At 43.4% G+C, this 18855-nt stretch carries 21 protein-coding genes; 8 read left to right on the forward strand and 13 right to left on the reverse strand.

All coding sequences use genetic code 11. The features are described 5' to 3' along the window. Window positions 1-56: 56 nt before the first annotated feature. Window positions 57-1823, forward strand: a complete 1767-nt coding sequence (locus tag IEZ33_RS17815; RefSeq protein ID WP_191601344.1) for a SulP family inorganic anion transporter — start codon at window positions 57-59, stop codon at window positions 1821-1823. 12 nt (window positions 1824-1835) lie between these two features. Here IEZ33_RS17815 and IEZ33_RS17820 read toward each other — a convergent pair whose 3' ends face one another. Next, window positions 1836-2288, reverse strand: a complete 453-nt coding sequence (locus IEZ33_RS17820; protein ID WP_191601345.1) for a nucleoside-diphosphate sugar epimerase/dehydratase — start codon at window positions 2286-2288, stop codon at window positions 1836-1838. A 95-nt stretch (window positions 2289-2383) separates the two neighbouring features. Continuing rightward, the gene (pobA, locus tag IEZ33_RS17825) at window positions 2384-3595 is read right to left on the reverse strand and encodes a 4-hydroxybenzoate 3-monooxygenase (protein WP_206696973.1); all 1212 of its coding nucleotides are present in this window, start codon (window positions 3593-3595) and stop codon (window positions 2384-2386) included. Between the two features lie 183 nt (window positions 3596-3778). Here pobA and IEZ33_RS17830 point away from each other — a divergent pair, with 183 nt between their 5' ends. After that, complete coding sequence (locus IEZ33_RS17830; protein ID WP_191601347.1) at window positions 3779-4684, forward strand: helix-turn-helix domain-containing protein; 906 nt, start codon at window positions 3779-3781, stop codon at window positions 4682-4684. A 44-nt stretch (window positions 4685-4728) separates the two neighbouring features. Here IEZ33_RS17830 and IEZ33_RS17835 read toward each other — a convergent pair whose 3' ends face one another. The 3 genes from IEZ33_RS17835 to IEZ33_RS17845 form a co-directional block, all read right to left on the reverse strand. After that, complete coding sequence (locus IEZ33_RS17835; protein ID WP_191601348.1) at window positions 4729-5721, reverse strand: aldo/keto reductase; 993 nt, start codon at window positions 5719-5721, stop codon at window positions 4729-4731. 94 nt (window positions 5722-5815) lie between these two features. Then, window positions 5816-6769 carry a Gfo/Idh/MocA family oxidoreductase gene (locus IEZ33_RS17840; RefSeq protein ID WP_191603697.1) on the reverse strand — a complete coding sequence of 318 codons (954 nt, stop codon included), beginning with the start codon at window positions 6767-6769 and terminating at the stop codon, window positions 5816-5818. A 158-nt stretch (window positions 6770-6927) separates the two neighbouring features. Beyond that, entirely contained in the window at window positions 6928-8163 is a 1236-nt protein-coding gene (locus tag IEZ33_RS17845) for a LysR family transcriptional regulator (protein ID WP_191601349.1), read from the reverse strand. A 202-nt stretch (window positions 8164-8365) separates the two neighbouring features. Between IEZ33_RS17845 and IEZ33_RS17850 the strand changes: the two genes are divergently transcribed. The 4 genes from IEZ33_RS17850 to IEZ33_RS17865 are packed head-to-tail and all read left to right on the forward strand — an operon-like array spanning window position 8366 to window position 12026. Beyond that, entirely contained in the window at window positions 8366-9382 is a 1017-nt protein-coding gene (locus IEZ33_RS17850) for an amidohydrolase family protein (protein ID WP_191601350.1), read from the forward strand. Between the two features lie 27 nt (window positions 9383-9409). Next, window positions 9410-10087, forward strand: coding sequence for a 4-carboxy-4-hydroxy-2-oxoadipate aldolase/oxaloacetate decarboxylase (locus IEZ33_RS17855; protein WP_191601351.1), 678 nt, complete (start codon window positions 9410-9412; stop codon window positions 10085-10087). Then, window positions 10080-11138 (forward strand): 4-oxalomesaconate tautomerase, encoded by a 1059-nt coding sequence (locus IEZ33_RS17860; protein WP_191601352.1) that lies wholly within the window; start codon window positions 10080-10082, stop codon window positions 11136-11138. The genes IEZ33_RS17855 and IEZ33_RS17860 overlap by 8 nt, the downstream gene beginning before the upstream one ends. A 15-nt stretch (window positions 11139-11153) precedes the next feature. Beyond that, on the forward strand, window positions 11154-12026 hold the full coding sequence (locus IEZ33_RS17865) for an amidohydrolase family protein (RefSeq protein ID WP_191601353.1): 873 nt from the start codon (window positions 11154-11156) through the stop codon (window positions 12024-12026). A gap of 133 nt (window positions 12027-12159) precedes the next feature. On the opposite strand, the gene IEZ33_RS17870 is transcribed toward IEZ33_RS17865, so the two are convergent. Together IEZ33_RS17870 and IEZ33_RS17875 are read right to left on the reverse strand one after the other, a co-directional pair. Further along, window positions 12160-13005 carry a class III extradiol dioxygenase family protein gene (locus IEZ33_RS17870; RefSeq protein ID WP_191601354.1) on the reverse strand — a complete coding sequence of 282 codons (846 nt, stop codon included), beginning with the start codon at window positions 13003-13005 and terminating at the stop codon, window positions 12160-12162. Next, window positions 12998-13399 carry a protocatechuate 3,4-dioxygenase gene (locus IEZ33_RS17875; RefSeq protein ID WP_191601355.1) on the reverse strand — a complete coding sequence of 134 codons (402 nt, stop codon included), beginning with the start codon at window positions 13397-13399 and terminating at the stop codon, window positions 12998-13000. Before IEZ33_RS17875 ends, IEZ33_RS17870 begins: the two co-directional genes overlap by 8 nt. Before the next feature lie 146 nt (window positions 13400-13545). Between IEZ33_RS17875 and IEZ33_RS17880 the strand changes: the two genes are divergently transcribed. Continuing rightward, the gene (locus IEZ33_RS17880; protein ID WP_191601356.1) at window positions 13546-14427 is read left to right on the forward strand and encodes a helix-turn-helix domain-containing protein; all 882 of its coding nucleotides are present in this window, start codon (window positions 13546-13548) and stop codon (window positions 14425-14427) included. Window positions 14428-14544: 117 nt separating this feature from the next. Here the strand turns inward: IEZ33_RS17880 and IEZ33_RS17885 are convergent, their stop codons facing one another. From IEZ33_RS17885 to dinB, 6 genes are all read right to left on the reverse strand, one after another. Next, window positions 14545-15366, reverse strand: a complete 822-nt coding sequence (locus IEZ33_RS17885; RefSeq protein WP_191601357.1) for a mechanosensitive ion channel family protein — start codon at window positions 15364-15366, stop codon at window positions 14545-14547. A 32-nt stretch (window positions 15367-15398) separates the two neighbouring features. Then, on the reverse strand, window positions 15399-15764 hold the full coding sequence (locus tag IEZ33_RS17890) for a hypothetical protein (protein ID WP_191601358.1): 366 nt from the start codon (window positions 15762-15764) through the stop codon (window positions 15399-15401). A gap of 5 nt (window positions 15765-15769) precedes the next feature. Next, window positions 15770-16228, reverse strand: coding sequence for a DUF2489 domain-containing protein (locus IEZ33_RS17895; protein ID WP_191601359.1), 459 nt, complete (start codon window positions 16226-16228; stop codon window positions 15770-15772). 132 nt (window positions 16229-16360) lie between these two features. Next, a complete protein-coding gene (ccoM, locus tag IEZ33_RS20945) occupies window positions 16361-16471 on the reverse strand; it encodes a cytochrome c oxidase subunit CcoM (protein ID WP_338040927.1) in 111 nt (36 codons plus the stop codon). A 151-nt stretch (window positions 16472-16622) separates the two neighbouring features. Beyond that, entirely contained in the window at window positions 16623-17297 is a 675-nt protein-coding gene (locus IEZ33_RS17900) for an alpha/beta hydrolase (protein ID WP_191601360.1), read from the reverse strand. A 76-nt stretch (window positions 17298-17373) separates the two neighbouring features. Further along, a complete protein-coding gene (dinB, locus tag IEZ33_RS17905; protein WP_191603698.1) occupies window positions 17374-18432 on the reverse strand; it encodes a DNA polymerase IV in 1059 nt (352 codons plus the stop codon). Between the two features lie 211 nt (window positions 18433-18643). On the opposite strand from dinB, the gene IEZ33_RS17910 reads away from it, so the two are divergent. Further along, window positions 18644-18844, forward strand: a complete 201-nt coding sequence (locus IEZ33_RS17910) for a hypothetical protein (protein WP_191601361.1) — start codon at window positions 18644-18646, stop codon at window positions 18842-18844. Window positions 18845-18855 lie beyond the last annotated feature (11 nt).

The raw sequence follows: 18855 nt of genomic DNA on the forward strand, positions 1-18855 counted from the left end.
TCAACAAAATGCCCTGATACAAGGCCAACACTGAGGTTGACATACGGAAAAATACCATGAAAAGAAAGACAACGCCTTGGCCCACAGGGTCGGCCCGAAAATGGATGCCCTTTTTAATCTGGGGTAGGACACTCAACAAACACTCCTTTTTCGCCGACCTGTTGGCGGGATTAACTGGCGCCATTATTGTACTGCCACAAGGTGTCGCTTATGCCCTTATAGCTGGGTTACCCGCCGAATACGGTTTGTACACAGCCATCGTAACGCCTGTGATTGCCGGGATATTTGGCTCCTCATTGCACCTTATTTCTGGACCAACGGCCGCCATTTCGATTGTGGTGTTGAGTGTCGTCAGCAGTGTGGTTCCTCAAGGAACGGACGCTTTTATTCCGGTTGTGCTGACCTTGACTTTATTAACGGGCATCATTCAACTGGGCATGGGATTGGCCCGAATGGGTATCTTGGTTAATTTTATTTCTCATACTGTCGTGATTGGCTTTACCGCCGGAGCCGCTGTACTGATTGCCACCAGCCAATTAAAACACGCTTTGGGCATCCCTGTGCCTTCTGGGTCGTCTTTTTTTGAAAGTTGGCAGGCGTTGTTACAAGGTCTTTCACTCATCAATTTTTACTCTGTCAGTATTGCTGTCATCACCATTGCCGCCACTCTTTTTGTAAAAAAAGTCTACCCAAAAATGCCCGCCATGTTATTTGGCATGATTGTCGGCAGCGTAACGTGTTTTTTACTGAGTGGCGAGCAACACAATGTTCCGCTTGTTGGTGCTCTTTCTGGCCGTTTGCCTCCACTGTCCTTGCCAGATTTGTCGGCAGGCACTATTAGCCGCATTCTGCCGGGGGCCATCGCCATTGCTATTTTGGGGTTAGTCGAAGCCGTATCGATTGCTAGGGCCATTGCGATCCGTTCAGGGCAACGTATCGACGGCAACCAAGAGTTTATCGGTCAAGGATTATCTAATGTGGTCGGGAGTTTTTTCTCCTGTTACCCTGGCTCAGGTTCTTTTACTCGCTCTGGGGTCAATTACGACGCAGGCGCAAAAACCCCTTTGGCGTCCATTTTTGCCGCTATGATCTTGGTGGTGATTATCGTGTTCGTTCCACAAGTGACCGAATATCTGCCTCTGCCCGCTATGGCAGGCGGCATTCTGTTAATTTCATGGAATTTAATCGATACCCACCACATTGGCCAAATTCTTCGCAGTAACAAGCAAGAGGCCGCCATTTTAAGCGTCACCTTCTTCTCCACCTTGATTGTTGAACTGGAGTTTTCTATTTATCTGGGCGTATTGCTGTCGTTAATCTTTTATTTAAAACGCACAGCCAATCCAAGAATCATGGAAGTGGCCCCCAAAACACTGGACCAAGGAACGGACTTACGCAGCATTTCACGTTTTCAATTGTCGGAGTGCCCACAAATAAAAACCGTGCGCATTGATGGTTCCATTTTTTTTGGGGCCGCGGATCATATTCAAAAAACACTGATCGACACCAGCACCAAGATAGAAGCAAACACCCACCTTATTCTACTGTGCAGTGGCGTGAATTTTATTGATGTGGCTGGCGCTGAAATGCTCCTGCAAGAATCATCTAGAATGAAAAAAGCAGGCCATCACTTGCACTTCTGCTCCCTGAAAAATACGGTGAAAGACGAGTTATCCGCAAACAACTATTTAGCTAAATTAGGAGAAGATAACTTTTACCCAACCATTGATGAAGCACTGACCAAATTGGTGCCATTGCTTGATCAACCAAAGTGCCAGAACTGCACAAGGCGTGTCTTTTCTCAATGCCCACCGTTACCATAAAAGTGCACTCAGCTAGGAAGGCACTGTGCCTTCCAAAGCGTGCTGTAAAGCAGCAAGATCTTCGAGTGAATCCTTTTTTATGGTTAACTTAATGCAAGTAGCGTCTTTTTCTGGCAATGCACATATGGCTTGCCAAACCTCATGAGAAAGGGTCAATCGCTCACCTTCTAATTCAATAATGATGGCGACAGAGTGCTTACGGACCAAAGACAATACATCACTTTCTGGGTGGACTTTTGCGGAGAAAAGTTCCACTTTTTTATGCCATGGATTGTCATCCACAAACGCCATAATTTGGTACTGCACTGAGTGATGTTTATTAAGCGTTTGCAACAAGGTGGCAAATCGATGTGAAGCGTATTCGATTCCCACTACTATAATAGGAACAATGGGCCTCGCCTGAAAAAGCCATCGACCGCTTCCAGAAGCGATGGCCTTAAGAAAATGTAAGACGTGCTTTATCATAACGCTAAAAAGTCCGTTGACTAAACCCGCCTTACATTAACATAATTTGGCGCCTGGCCTAAGTCGCTAGCGCCTCTGCAACAGGCCCGCTTACACTAAGGCTTTAGATCTTCATAAGGCAGGCCAACATACTGCTCAGCAATGACTTTTTTGCCGCTCTCAGACCCCGTGTAGTAACTTAATTCTGACGCCATAAAACGAGAGAATGTCACATTCCCCAACTCAGAGTCTGACGTTTCGGACGCATCAAACTTATGCATCATATTAGTCATCCACCAAGAAAAACGCTCACCATTCCAGACACGCCTTAACGCAATGTCTGAATACTGACTCACGCAAGAAGCGTCTCCTTCTTTATAAACGCGTGTCATGATTTTATACAAGGTAGCCACATCCGATGCCGCTAGATTCAAGCCTTTTGCCCCTGTTGGAGGCACTATGTGTGCCGCATCACCAACTAAGAACAATCTTCCATACTGCATCGGTTCGCAAACAAACGAACGTAATGGCGCAATGCTTTTTTCAATACTGGGTCCGGTAACGAGATTGTCGGCGGCTTTTGGCGGCAAACGCTTTCTTAATTCATCCCAAAAAGCATCGTCTGACCAGTCCTCAACGTTATCGGTTAAAGGGACTTGAATGTAATAACGTGAACGGGTTTCAGAACGCATGCTCACCAAAGCAAAACCTCGATCCGACTTACTGTAAATAAGCTCTTTGCTTGCTGGAGGCGTTTCACTTAACACTCCCAACCAACCAAACGGATACACTTTTTCATGTTCAGTCCGAAGCTCCGCCGGAATCGTTGGGCGAGAAACCCCATGAAAACCATCACAACCCGCAATGTAATCACACTCTAAACGGTAAGTTTCACCATTTTGAGTAAAGGTGGCACTTGGAGACTCTGTATTGACATCATGCAGTTCAACGTCTTTCGCCTCATAATAGGTTTCTAATTCTGCGGCGTCTCGAGCTTCCATCAAATCAGCGGTGATTTCAACTTGACCATAACAAAGGACGGTATCACCGCCTGTTAAATTTTTTACATCGATGTATGTGCTTTGTTCATTGAACGCTAACTCAAAGCCCTCATGCACAATGCCTTCCGCATCCATTCTTTCGGACACACCGGCTTCACGCACCAGATCCGCAAAACCTTGCTCCAAAATACCCGCTCGAATACGTCCCAGCACATACTCGCCAGTCATGCGTTCAAGAATAATATTACTGATACCTTGCTTAGATAACAGTTGGCCAAGCAGCAAACCTGATGGGCCGCCACCGATAATGGCGACTTGAGTTTTGATGGTTTTCATAAAGACTCTCTTCTCACATTTTTATTATTAGTCACACAACTAAAAGCTGTTTTGTATAACGTCATAATGGCCTTTAAAAGCCACCTTATGAATTCACTTATCGGACAAATACTTGTACTTTTCAATCAAAGAGAGTATTACTAATTTGTACAAACAGAATCAGAAAAGCGCCTTATGAGCAACGAAAAACAAGATATCCCCCAGTTCTCCTTGTATGGCGAAGCCACTTCAAATAAGGACCCTGGCTTTGTCCACATTGAAGACATTGCTACTCGCAGCAGTGAAAATGGTTGGTTAATAAAACCTCATCGTCATGGGCGTATGTTTCAGGTTTTATGCATCTTTGATGGCAGGATTGAGGTCAGAATTGATGAGCAGAATCATCATTTAACGGGAGGTTGGGCCATCACAATTCCAGCAGGGTCCGTGCATGGGTTTCGTTTTTCACCCGATACCGATGGGGTTATTTTAACGCTAGCGGACCCCATTTTAGCGGATCAGACTCAGCAAAAAGCACACCACTATATTGAAGGGTTAACGCGGATGGCCAGTGTCATTCAAATTGATCCGAAAAATGTACTTTTTAATCAGCTCAAACAATATTTACAGTTAATCAAAGCCGAAATTAAAAATCATTACAGTGGTCAACAAGTTATGTTGGAATGGTTGGTCAGAATGGTGTTGGTGACACTGCAAAGACAAGCCGATTACAGCCGATTATCCACGGACGACAATCAAAGCAGTAACCGCTTACTCGATCAGTTCAAGCAGTTAATGGAAGCCCACTACCACGAACAATGGAAAGTGGCTCAGTATGCGAAAGCCATGAATATGTCTGTATCCAGTTTAAATCGCTTGTGTCACGAGACCATTGGCAGCGCGACAAAAAATGTACTGCAAGACAGGTTATTGATCGAAGCCAAGCGGAAATTGATTTATACCCGTGAGCCACTCGATCAGATTGCTTATGCTCTAGGCTTTAAAGACCCTGCCTACTTCTCTCGCTTCTTCAAAAAAATGGCCGGGGGTTCACCAAGTCTTTATCGTAATGACAATAACTATGAAACCACCAACCATTAATCAACACTATGACCCCTTATTACTGAACGGCCGGTAAAACCGCGTTATGCAAACTCTTCGGTATCGATCTCCGCCTGTGTTGCGGCATTATATCGGGCTCCCATTACCGTATTTTGATTCAGAATTTCATCTAATTGCTGATAAGACGTGGCACTAAGTTCTACCTCTGCCGCGCTAAAGTTTTCCGATAAGTGCGTTAGATTGGTCGTTCCAGGAATAGAAACGATGTGCTCTCCTCTTCCTAATGTCCACGCCAATGCCAATTGCGCCAATGTGCAGCCTTCTTGCTTAGCGATCAACGCCACTTGCTCTAACAGGGTTAAATTATGAGCATAATTCTCTGCATGGAAACGCGGCATATTACGACGTATGTCTTTTTCTACTAGACTATTTACCTCCGTCAATGCCCCTGTTAAAAACCCTCGCGCCAGCGGACTAAAAGCGACAAACGTGGCACCCAGTTCTCGGCAAGTCTCTAATACCGAAATTTCAGCATTACGAGTCCATAAAGAATACTCGGTTTGGACCGCGGCAATAGGGTGTACCGCATGCGCTTTACGCACTGTATCCGAAGACACTTCCGACAACCCAATTTCTCTGATCTTACCTTCTTTTACCAAATCCGATAACGCACCAACACTGTCTTCTATTGGCACATTTTTATCCCAACGGTGTAAGTAATACAGGTCAATAACATCGGTTTGCAGACGGCGCAGACTGTCTTCACAGGTTTTTTTAACCACCTCTGGGCGACCATTAATTTCACGCACACCCTCGGCATTTTTAAACATGCCACACTTGCTTGCCAAGATATAATCATGACGACGAGATTTGAGTACTTTGCCTAACAATTGTTCATTATGGCCAAAACCATAGAGCGCCGCCGTATCAAGTAAGTTGTAGCCCATGTCTAGCGCACTTAACAACAGGTTTTCGGCGTCTTTCTCTGATGGCGGAGTGCCGTAGGCATGGGATAAATTCATGCATCCTAGTCCGATAGGAGCACAGTCAAATGAGCCAAACTTACGAGTAGTCATAATTTACGGTTCCTTAATGCAAAACATCCATGCCCTCTTTAAGCAGATGACATGGATGAGAGAAAACAAAAAACGATTCGAGACCTGAGCCTTTCTATTCAGCGTCTAAACATTTTTCCAAACGATCTAATGATTCCATGGCCGCATAGCACTTCGCTAGACTTGAGTTCGGTTCACGACCTTCTCTAATGGCAGCAAAGAACTCACGGTCTTGAAGCTCGATACCGTTAAATGAAACGGCCACATCCGATAGATCTATCGGGTTACCTTTACCATCTTCTAAATCATCATAACGCGCAACATAGGTGCCATTATCACAAATATAACGGAAGAAAGTCCCAAAAGGACCATCATTATTGAAAGATAACGAGAGCGTACACAGCGCACCGTCCGGTACCTTCATACCAATACTCATGTCCAATGCAATGCCTAAATCAGGGTGAATTGGACCTTGCATCGCTTGTACTTGAGACGCCGTTTGGCCTGTCTGATACTGGAACAAGTCGACCGTGTGGCAAGCGTGATGCCATAACAAATGATCCGTCCAAGAACGCGCTTCACCTTTGGCATTGGTGTTTGTACGGCGAAAAAAGTAGGTTTGCACATCCATTTGTAATACGTTTAATTCACCCGCTTGAATTTTATTGTGTATCCATTGATGACTCGGATTAAAACGACGCGTATGACCCGCCATAGCCACTAAACCCGTTTCTTTTTGCAAAGCCACAATGGCTTTAGCGTCTTCAAGGTTATCCGCCATTGGGATTTCAGTTTGTACGTGTTTTCCGGCGCGTAGACATTGAGCAACTTGTTCCGCATGCACTTGAGTTGGCGTCGCTAAGATCACACAATCCACATCATCACGGGCTAAGCTTTCCGCTAAATCCGTTGTGTAATGAGGAATATTATTCGCTTCAGCAAAAGCTTTGATTTTTTCCAAATTACGGCCACCAACAACGGAGACGACTTCCGCATCTTCTATCGCATTGATGGCGTCTAAATGTTTCATGCCAAAAGCGCCGGCGGCACCCGCAATACATACTCTCATCATTTCGGCTTACTCCGTTTTTAAATACGTTTTAAAATAGGTCTAAATAACCGTTTGACTGAATGTTAAAATACCTTATTTATCTGATTAAAAATCTAACATTGGTATCTTGTCGAAGATAATTAAATAACCAATATGGCTATTCATTTTTTGCATAGCTAAGGTGTTTTATTAGGTTTGTTAATGGTTTTAATTAATTCCGATGAACGTAACTTTTCCAAAAATGAAAGCTGTGTTTTCGTTGGCTTCCAGCTTCTTCTTACGGTAATGCCTATTGGCCGTGTCGCATCAACAAGATCATAAGGAACTGACTTAAGCGTACCCATTGATAATTCATATTGAATTTGATTTTCGGAAATAATGGTTAATCGATCACTGTCTAACAGCAGCGATTTGATTAACAATTGCGAGCCACTTTCCACCAGCCTTTCAGGTGTACTCAAACCCGCATCGACGAATAAAGACTCGAAAATAGCGCGCGTTGGCGTCCCTTCATGTGGCACTACCCACGGGTAGCCGCGCAGCATAGAGAGAGTCACCTGCGGCACATGAAACAAAGGATGGTCAGGACGAGCCACAATTTCCACTGGAGAACAAAACAACTCCTCTTGCTCTATGTCTTCCGCTGGGGGCGGGAAGCGCAATGCGCCCAATAATAAATCAATCTCTCCGTGACGTAAGTGATACAACAAATCATCGTAGGAACCATCTTGAATTTTTAGACGAAAATCGGCATGTTGGTCAGAAAATTGAATGATTGCGTGAGGCAAAACTGAGGTTCTCGCTAAAGGCATGCTACCAATGACTAATTGCCCCACTTCACGATTGTGCAGCGCATCCACTTCATCACGCCCTTGATGAATTTCTGAAAAGGCCAATTTGCAGGCACGTGATAGAATACGAGCCGCTTTTGTGTAACCGATACCAAGACTGTTTTTTTCAAATAACACCACCCCCAACAACCCTTCCAGCTCACGTGCAGCACGGTGCAAAGACGATTGGGAAATGCCCATATTACGGCCTGCCGCACTGAAGTTATGCGCTTCGGTGACGGCCACCAATGCCTTTAGCTGAGTTGTCGTCAGTTGCTGCAACAGACGCGTCGGTTTTATTTTTCCGCCGCCTAAACGCATGGCGCCTTTTAAGCCGGACAAAATCATATCGAGTGCTCTTTGCACCCTAAAGGCAAAGAGAGTCCCTGACTCACTCACATACATACCATCACTTCTACGCTGAAATAACGCTGTTCCTAACTCGGTTTCTAATTTTGCAATCGCTTGAGTAATCGCCGGTTGAGATAAAAAGACTTTTTCTGACGCTTTACCAATACTTTTACAATCGACCACTTCTAAAAAAACCCTAAGATGTCGAATATTAGGGACTTCAAAAGCCATAACAATCTCCTTATTTTGCCAAGATAAAAACATAACCTATATCAAAATTGAATACCATTACTTTAAAAACCAAATAGCCATACCCTACGTAGAGTTCAATACTGTATCGCATTCGGTGATCGCTTTTTTTTACAATAGTCGATCGCTTTTCAATAACACTTCTATTACAAAAAGAAGAGCCGTAGATAACAGAGAGTGTAAAATGATTATTGATTGCCATGGACATTATACAACTACGCCACCAGGTGTCGGCGCGTACCGAGACCAACAGAAACAAGAGGTTGCCAAAGACCCTAGCTTTAAAGGATCAAAAGGTAAGGTAATTGTTAGTGACGATGAAATTATTGAAAGCATTGAAAGCAACCAATTAAGACTGCAAAAAGAACGTGGCACAGACCTGACTATTTTCTCTCCTCGCGCAAGCTGGATGGGGCATCATATTGGTAATGAACACACGAGCCAATATTGGACAGAACATCAAAACGATCTGATTAAGCGCGTTTGTGATTTATTCCCAAAGAATTTCGCCCCGGTTGCTCAATTACCTCAATCGCCCGGAGTCGACCCAGCCAAGTCTGTGGCCGAACTTGTTCGTACGGTTGAAGAAATGGGCTTTATTGGCTGTAATTTAAACCCAGATCCATCTGGCGGTTATTGGCAAGATGCGTCGTTAAGTGATCGTTCTTTTTACCCTCTTTACGAAAAAATGTGTGAATTAGACGTGCCAGCCATGATTCACGTCAGCGCTTCTTGTAATGATTGCTTCCATTCCACCGGGTCGCATTATCTGGGGGCAGATACGACAGGCTTCCAACAACTTGTTATGTCGGATGTCTTTAAAGACTTCCCTGATTTGAAAATCATTATTCCACATGGTGGCGGTGCCGTACCTTACCACTGGGGACGTTTCAGAGGGTTAATGCAAGACCAAGGCTATGAACCATTAGAACTCTCCGCGTTGAAAAACATCTATTTTGATACCTGCGTTTATCACCAAAAAGGCATCGATCTACTACTGGACATTATCCCTACTGAAAACATTTTGTTTGCCTCTGAAATGATCGGTGCGGTACGTGGTATTGACCCAGAGACAGGTCATTATTTTGACGACACAAAACGCTATATCGACAATAACACACTGTTAAACACGGAACAAAAGCAGCAAATTTTCGAAGGCAATGCGCGCCGTGTATTCAGTCGTTTAAAGATTGTCGAATAATTCACACTCAGATTTAGGAGCAAAGACATGCAAGGCAATGTTGTAGTACAAAAGATCGAACGCGCGGACCCTGTGATTATTAAAGCGCTGGGAGAATGTGGGGTAGCAACGGTTCACGAGGCTCAGGGGCGTCGTGGTTTACTGGCCGATTACATGCGACCTATCCAACAAGACGTCACCATCGCAGGCTCCGCCATCACCATTTCAGGTGCCGCTGGGGATAACTGGATGATGCATGTGGCCATTGAACAATGCCAAGAGGGTGACATCATGGTCTTTGCCCCTACGTCTCCATCTAACTTTGGTTTTTTTGGTGATTTATTGGCCACATCGGCGCTTTCTCGCGGCGTGGCAGGCTTGATCATCGAAGGCGGTGTACGGGATACACGCGACCTGCGCCAAATGAATTTCCCTGTTTGGGCGAAGCACGTTTTCTCACAAGGCACCATTAAGGAAACCCTTGGCTCGGTCAATATTACCATGACTTGCGCCAACGAAATCATTCATCCAGGCGATATTATTATTGCTGACGACGATGGTGTGGTTGTCGTGCGTCGTGAAGAAGCGGAAGCGGTATTAGCCGAAGCGCAAGCCCGCGTTGCCCGTGAAGAAGAAAAGCGTATTCGCATGGAAAATGGCGAATTGGGCTTAGACATCTACAATATGCGTGGTCGCTTGAAAGAAAAAGGCCTGAAGTATGTCTAATTCCGCTCGCTGCATGATGATGCGAGGAGGCACATCTAAAGGTGCCTATTTCCTCGCCGACGATTTGCCCAGGAATGTCGCAGAAAGAGATCAGTTCTTGCTGCGCATTATGGGATCACCTGACGCGCGTCAGATTGATGGCATTGGTGGTGCTGATCCACTTACCTCTAAAGTCGCGGTAGTGCAAAAATCCACCCGTGATGGCGTCGACGTTGACTATTTGTTTTTACAGGTTTTTGTCGATCAAGCCACGGTCACCGACGCACAAAACTGTGGCAACATTCTGGCTGGCGTTGGCCCTTTTGCCATTGAAAGAGGTCTTGTAGAAGCCTCATCAACCACAACATCCGTTGCCATCTACATGGAAAATACCGGGCAAATAGCCGTCGAAGAAGTCGCAACGCCTAATGGAAAAGTAAGCTACCAAGGCGATGCACATATTGATGGCGTGCCCGGCAAAGCCAGCGCCATTCCAATTACCTTTCAAGATACGGCAGGATCGAGCTGCGGCGCGCTACTGCCTACCGGTAATCAAGTTGATGTGATTAATGGCGTACCTGTTACCTGTATCGACAATGGTATGCCCGTCGTCATCATGACAGCCGAATCCATGGGCGTATCAGGCGATGAAACGCGGGAAGAGCTTGAGCAAAACGAGACATTAAAAGCCAAACTGGAAGCCATTCGCTTGCAAGTAGGCCCTATGATGAATTTAGGTGACGTCAGCCATAAGTCTGTTCCTAAAATGACCATGGTCAGTCGCGCCACTAGAGGCGGCAGTATTTCAACCCGTACTTTTATTCCTCATCGATGTCATGCCTCTATTGGTGTTCTCGGCGCGGTCAGCGTCGCGACGGCCTGTATGTTGCCTGATTCACCCGCTCATGCGCTCTCAACTATCCCAGAAGGCGACATTAAAGCCATGCCGGTAGAACACCCCATCGGCGAAATGACGGTTATACTCAATATAAACGAGCAAGGTGAGGCCCAAAGCGCGGCGATCTTGAGAACCGCCCGTAAACTTTTTGATGGCGACGTCTTCGCCGACTAATACATAGGAACCTTTATGGACATCGATTACATTCCATTCCATGACACCCCAAGTAAACCGGACTTTATCGCACCCGCTGGCGCTGTTGACGCGCATTGCCATGTCTTTGGCCCGGCGGATAAATTCCCCTATCACCCAAAACGCAAGTACACGCCCTGCGATGCATCAAAAGAGCAACTGTTTGCCTTGCGCGACCATCTTGGCTTTACTCGCAATGTGATCGTGCAAGCCTCCTGCCACAGTACAGACAACGCCGCCTTGGTGGATGCACTAGAAACCGCCGGCGATTTGGCTCGTGGTGTCGCTTTTGTAGATGATTCCATTACCCATGCGGAACTTGAAACCATGCACGCAGCAGGCGTTCGAGGTGTGCGCTTTAACTTTGTGAAACGCCTTGTCGACAGTACACCAAGAGCGGTTTTTTTCTCGATTGCGGAAAAAATCCGTCCTTTTGGTTGGCATATCGTTGTGTACTTTGAAGCCGCCGACTTAGAAGACTTGATTCCTTTCTTAAAAGAGCTGAACACAACCATAGTCGTTGATCACATGGGAACACCAAGCATTGCTAATGGTGTCGATCATCCCGACTTCCAGCGTTTTGTTCACTTCATGGCTGACAACGACAATGTGTGGTGTAAGGTAAGTTGCCCAGAACGTTTGACGCAGCATGCTCCCGACTATTCTGACGTGTATCCATTTGCTCGCACATTGGTGGAAAATTTTTCTGATCGTGTGTTATGGGGAACCGATTGGCCACATCCGAATATGAAAGTGGAAGCGCCTAACGATGGTCACCTTGTGGATGTCATTCCCCACATTGCACCAACGAAAGAACTGCAACAAAAATTGTTGGTGGATAACCCAATGGAACTGTATTGGAATACGTAATCGATTCGAAAATGAACGCAAATAACAGATTTTATTTGCTTTCATAACAACATAAAAAACCGCAAGTGAGAAACACACCCTCACTTGCGGTTTTTATTTTTCAATAACATTCCAGCATTAACGTTCGAATACGTCAGTCAGTACCATCTGTTAATAACAACACACCGGCACCTGTATTGGATATAGGCGCATGATAATGCTTATGCAATAGATTTACGTTCGGGGACAATGCCCCACGCATTACCATCCACATAATCACTTCTATCCCTTCTGTTCCTGCGATATCCATGATCTCCGTGTTACTTAACTCGTACATTTTTTCAGGGTCGTTCACAATCCAATCCATGCATTTCAAATCAAAATCGACATCGATAATGCCTGATCGTTCACCCTGAAGCTGATGAGACATTCCACCGGTACCCAAGATGACGATTTTCGTATCTTCTGGATATGATTCAATGGCTTTGCGTAATGCTTTACCTAGATCGAAACAACGCTTACCGTTTGGCAAAGGATGCTGTACGGTGTTAACCGCCAAGGGAATCAGCTTACATGGCCACTCAGGCAGATGACGCCACATTAAACTCATTGGCACTACACAACCATGATCCACCTTCATTTCTTGGCACATGGTCATATCAAAGCCTTGATTGATCAAAGACTCGGCAAGGTGCCAAGATAAAGGAGCATCCCCTTTAAATGATGCTGTTGTTGGAATCCCCCAACCTTCATCGGCATTGTGGTACTCATCGGCACAACCAATAGCAAAAGTTGGTACCGTATCCAAGAAAAAATTCAAACCGTGGTCGTTATAAACAACAATCGCTACATCCGGTTTTTCTTTTTCTAAAAACGCTTTTACCGGCTCGTAGCCATCAAAAAAACGCTTCCAATAAGGGTCGTTTTCTAATTTATTTGCCATGGCATTGCCAACAGCAGGAATATGAGAAGTGGTAACTCCACCAATAACTTTAGCCATTCCAGTAACCTCCACGCTTTTCTAATTCGTCTTTAAAACCTTCGGCGTTATCTAGCAAAATTTGCTTAAACTCTTCCGTGGTAATGTTATGAAAAGACGCGCCAGCATCTTGCATATTAAGCCCGTGGAAGGTGGCTAATTTTGCTAGATAATAGATATTTCCGCCCAATCTCAACATTTCTAAGAAATTGCCTTCCACAACCGCTTTACGTTGTTCGTCAGTCACATTAAATCGACGACAATACGCATCCATATCAGCCGCGAACTCGTCACGATTGGCCGCATCGTTTAAAGAAAACGCCATTTTATTTAGATTAAATGCCGAGTTGGCGCGTTGACCGTCAAACACGTACGTGCCTGGGATATCGTCATAATCATGTTTTTGCCAAGCCATGTTGATTACCCTTTAGTTGTTATTAATGGGAGCAAGTTACCTTGCAATATATAGTTTATGTATTTTTATCGAATATAGAGGCATAATTAAGGGACAAAACCATCATTAAATTGTACTTTTCGAATATAGATGGATAAATTACCCTGATGACAAATAATTTTCCTATTCCAACCGTACAGTTCTACGGTGAACAAGAGCAACAAGTCACACCGGACTTACTTCATAGTGAATTGCTCATCACCAAAAGTAGAGCCCATCATTTCAAAATTCGCCCTCACAGACATCATGGTTTAAGCCAACTATTTTATGTCCGAAAAGGGGAAGGCGAAGCGAATATCGATGGCAAAAGCATCGCCATCACAGCGCCATCAGTCATTGTTATTTCTGAAATGTGTGTACATGATTTCCTTTGGTCTAAAGAGGTGGAAGGATACGTATTGTCCATAGCAAACCCTTTACTTGAACGAGTTGAGCGTTTACTCAAGAAAGAACAAACCACAATTAAATCAACACGCATTATTCCAATCAAAAAAAACCAACCGGCGTTGGATTCTATTTTTTCATTAATTCATCTGGAATACAGCGAATCCATTATGAGCGGACGCTCTGAATCATTAGGTTCCTTAGTGCAATTACTCGGTATTTGGTTAGAAAGAAACTCATCTCAACACACTCATTCGAATCACATTAACAGCAAAAAAAGTGACTACCTACATCACTATAACGACCTAATTAATAAAGACTTTGTGAAGCACAAAAAAGTAGAAGACTATGCAAAGACTCTAGGCATCACGGCGCCTTATTTAAATAACCTCTGCCAACAATTTGTTCAGAAAAGTGCCTTACAGCTCATCCATGACCGAGTGCTATTGGAAGCGAAACGTTATTTAATGTACACCATTCTCAGCATTAGCGAGATCGCCTACACTCTTGGTTTTCATGACCCAGCTTATTTTACTCGATTTTTCAAACGCCTCACCAAAGAATCCCCAAAACAATTTAGAATAAACGCTGTCAATCATCAGTAATGGATTTTTCTCTATTGTTTTCAAAGGCAAAAAAAATACCCCGATGCATTTTATCATCGAGGTATTTCTTATCTCTACTCGTATCAGTTAATCTGATATTGAGTTAAAAAAAGCCAATCATTCTGCTTCTTTTTGAATATGTACATCCATTTGAGGGTAAGGAATACCAACGCCTTGCTCATCAAAAGTGTATTTGATTTTTTCTAAGATATCCGCTCTAACAGCCCAATAATCTGCCGCATTAACCCAAGGACGAAGGTTAAAGTTTACCGAACTATCCGCCAGTTCAGAAACCGCAATACCACAAGCCGGGTCTTTTAGAATACGTTCATCCGCATCCACAATTTCTTGCATGATATTTTTGGCTAATTTGATATCTGCATCGTAGCTAATACCAATAACAAGATCGATACGACGCGTCTTCTCTTTAGAGAAGTTTACAATCGCACCATTCGCAATCGCAGAGTTAGGAATAATAATAACGCGGTTATCAGGCGTTTTCATGTAAGTAGAAAACAATTCTATACGATCCACTGTCCCAGCTTGTCCAGCAGCATCAATAAAGTCACCCGCTTTAAATGGACGGAATAGAATAATCAATACACCAGAAGCAAAGTTAGACAATGAGCCTTGTAAAGCAAGACCGACAGCCAAACCAGCCGCACCAAGAATGGCAATAAAGGAGGTTGTTTCAACACCCAGCTGACCCAATGCCATCAAAGCAATACCTGCAAACATCAAAGCATATAAAATGCTTGATGCAAATCCCGCTACCGCTTTATCCACATTGGACTTTAACATTCTATTTTCGACAAATTTAGCGACTTTAGACGCTAACATTTTACCTACGATAAAAATTGCAATTGCAATTGCAAGGTTCAATATCATTTCCATAATCCACGGAGCCCAACTGGCCCCTTGATCCAACATATCATTCATATTTTATTCCCAGCCATTAAATAACATCAACGTTATATATCAAAATCCACTTTAAATTGCCATTCATCCAATAAAGATGCCAGCGCCTTTTTCCCTTCTGATGAGAATAATACACAAGCTTGAGAATTAACCAAGCGACTTCCTGTTACATATTGTTCATCTATGTCTTCACATTGTTGTCTTAACGTATCTAATTCAGCCGAATGAGTGATGGTTACACCAATAAAAAAATGCCAATCGGCAACGGGAAGATCGCCCGATATGGCATGTTCGAGAAGGCGTAAACAATACGTTTTATTCACGCGGTAATAAGGAACCTGTTGTTTGTATTTCAAATAAAATAACAATAAGGCCACCAAAACCAAAAAGCAGGCCGCTATGGAAATAAGAAAGTTCATTGGTATTAAACCAATGGGTAATCGAGTAAGGCCTGTTTTCCTCGCTGTAGAGCGTCCAAATACTGAGCTTCACATTGTTCCATTTGTACGCGAAATTTTTTCTTTGCCGAGGAAGGAAGTTCATTCCAACTATCGTGAGTAGGTATATGCTCTGTTTCAGCATACACCTTGTAGAAAACACCAATATCTTCATTTGTTGATAGATCAAAACTCAATTGATCCAATAGCACTTTCACCCGTATGGCGGCTTCAATCCAACCAAGCTCCTCGGTACCAACTACTTTCAATAGTACACGAATACTGTCAATACGCTCAGAGCGTCCCTCTAGGACTCTTTGCTCAGCCTCAGCTAAGGCCAGCTTTCGCTCTTGATCCTTTTTTAATAGACGAAGAATAAGCAGGGCCAACCCTGCAATCACGAGAATTCCTGTAGTTAATGCTAAAAAGAAAACACTCAAAGACATAAAGCGAACCTGCAAATTAAACTAATTAATATATTAGCCTAAATTCTAACACTATGCAGACAGCCCATTACAGTAAATCCATCGCATTCCAGAAAGACACATCTATATGGAGATAAACGAGCAAATTCAAGACTAAGGTTTACTCTTCATCGCTTTATAAGCGATATAAACAAACCCACCTAAAAAAGCCAACATCAAACCGACAGTCAGTACACCAGCAAGAACAACATCATCTAAAAACATAATCATCACCTCATTTGTTATGCGTTAAATGTAGCCTTTCCTTCAGTTCTTACCTTGATATAAGTCAATATTTATCAGTCTAGAGGAGGATCAGGGAGGCGTTTACTGACGTGTATCAATAAACGCCTTCCTCAGTATCATTTCTAGGCCTTTAAAGAGGTTTTAACAAAACACGTTGCAGCCAGTTAGAAATATCACCAATCTGCTCAGGACAGACAGAGTGAGGCATATTGTATGATTTAAAGGCCACATTATAAGATTTATTCAACAGCGTTTCTCGAGCCGTTGTACCTAATTGTAGAGGAACCACTGGGTCTTCAGATCCATGGTGAATTAAAATTGAAGTGCTACCATTAACGTTTTCAGTCGCATGTGTTAATGCTTCGGCTTCTACCAAATAAGTAGACAGCGCCATAATTCCAGCTAATTTTGACTGGGTCGTTAGACCCAATTTATAAGCAATGACACCTCCTTGTGAAAAACCCGCAAGCACAATCCGCTCACTTGCCATACCTGAAGCGATTTGCGCATCAATGATGGCTTGAACGTGAGCACAGGATTCAGCAATATTTTTACTGTCCACCTTTCGCTCAATCGTCATTTCTAAAATGTCATACCAAGCTCTCATTTCCATACCACCGTTTATCGTGACAGGGCGAATCGGAGCATGTGGAAAGATAAAGCGTACGCCTAATGCCTCTGGCAGAGACAAGCTTTTCACAATAGGTTGAAAATCATACCCATCAGAACCAAGACCATGTAACCAGATAACAGCACTGTCTATTGATGAAGATGTTTCGACGACAACACACTCTAATTCCTGCATTTATTTGTTCCTCTTTTAAGATAGTCGGTAACTTACACATAACGGCCAATCAAAACAGCAAAAGCGGCACGTACTTTCACTCGAATGGAAGTCGCAACTGCATTGAATCGTTGGATTTTAACCGATAACCCAATCCAAGTAATCGTACTGGTCTATTTTGACGAGAAATCGCTTCTTTTATTAACATAATAAAAAATGCGTACTCCTGACCTTTTTGATAGGCTTTCTCAACCGTTGTTTGTTGGAAATTATCAAACTTCACTTTCACATAAAACTTACTCGGAGGATGAGTGAATTTTTTATCCGCCATTCGATGAGTTAATGCTTCGATCAATTTTGGAACTTGCTTTAAACAGGCATCAACGGAATCTAAATCCTTTTCATAAGTATGTTCGACAGAAAAGCTTTTTCGCACGCGATTCATTTGGACGTCTCTGTCATCCACACCAAAAGCCAGTTGTGAAAGGCGGTAAGCAAAGCGACCGAATAGTTGAATTAGACTGGCTAACTCTATTTGCTGCAGATCGCCGCAGGTTTTGACACCTAACTTATGAAGCTTTTCTTGACCAACTTTCCCAATCCCCCAAATGCGCTTAATAGGAATATTTTTTACAAACGCATCCTGCTCCGATGGTGGGACGACAAACTGTCCATTCGGTTTATTCCAATCGCTGGCGACTTTCGCCAAAAACTTATTCGCGGCAATGCCCGCAGAGACAGTAATGCCCGTTGTATCCATAATTTTTTGACGTATCTCTTGCGCCATTAAAGTGGCACTTCCTCGACATAACGTCACATCCGTTACATCAAGATAGGCTTCGTCAAGCGATAAGGGCTCAATAAGACGAGTGTATTCGCCAAAAATACGATGCATTTGTTGGGATACCTCTCGATACTTTTGCCTATTTCCAGGAATAATAACGATGTGAGGACACAGACGAACGGCATGAGCCGAAGACATAGCCGAGCGTACACCATACTCACGTGCAATATAATTCGCTGTAGCAATCACCCCTCTTGACGTCGCCGATCCGCCAATTGCTAATGGAATATCACGTAACTCAGGGTTATCTCGCATTTCTACTGCAGCATAAAAGCAATCAGCATCTATGTGAATTATTTTCCTTTGGGACATATTCTCTTGGATATATAGAAACGGTAAAACAAGCACTAAAGTACCATAAATACTGTATATAAAAACAGTTAAACTGAATTTTTCGTCGTCCATTTAATTACTCAACGCTTAATCTTGTCGCTAAATACCCAAGATTTAAATTATCCTTTAAGATATGTGTTCAAACGCCGTAAACTTATTATCTAAGGTAATCACATAGGAAACTTATAAAATGCGTTATAAGATACCTTTAATACTAACCGTATTAGTAAGCACTCTTTCTGGATGCAGTTATTCATATCATAAAACGTCCAGTGAAGAGGAAATTGCAAAACCGGCCAATCCGATGCAAATTACCGTAGATGAGGACACCGTTGAAAGTGCTCAAATAAAGAAAGCCCCTAGAAAAATAATTATTTACAGAATTCATTAATTGGAACTTTT

This window comes from Marinomonas algicola (genome assembly GCF_014805825.1).
Lineage (GTDB): Bacteria > Pseudomonadota > Gammaproteobacteria > Pseudomonadales > Marinomonadaceae > Marinomonas > Marinomonas algicola.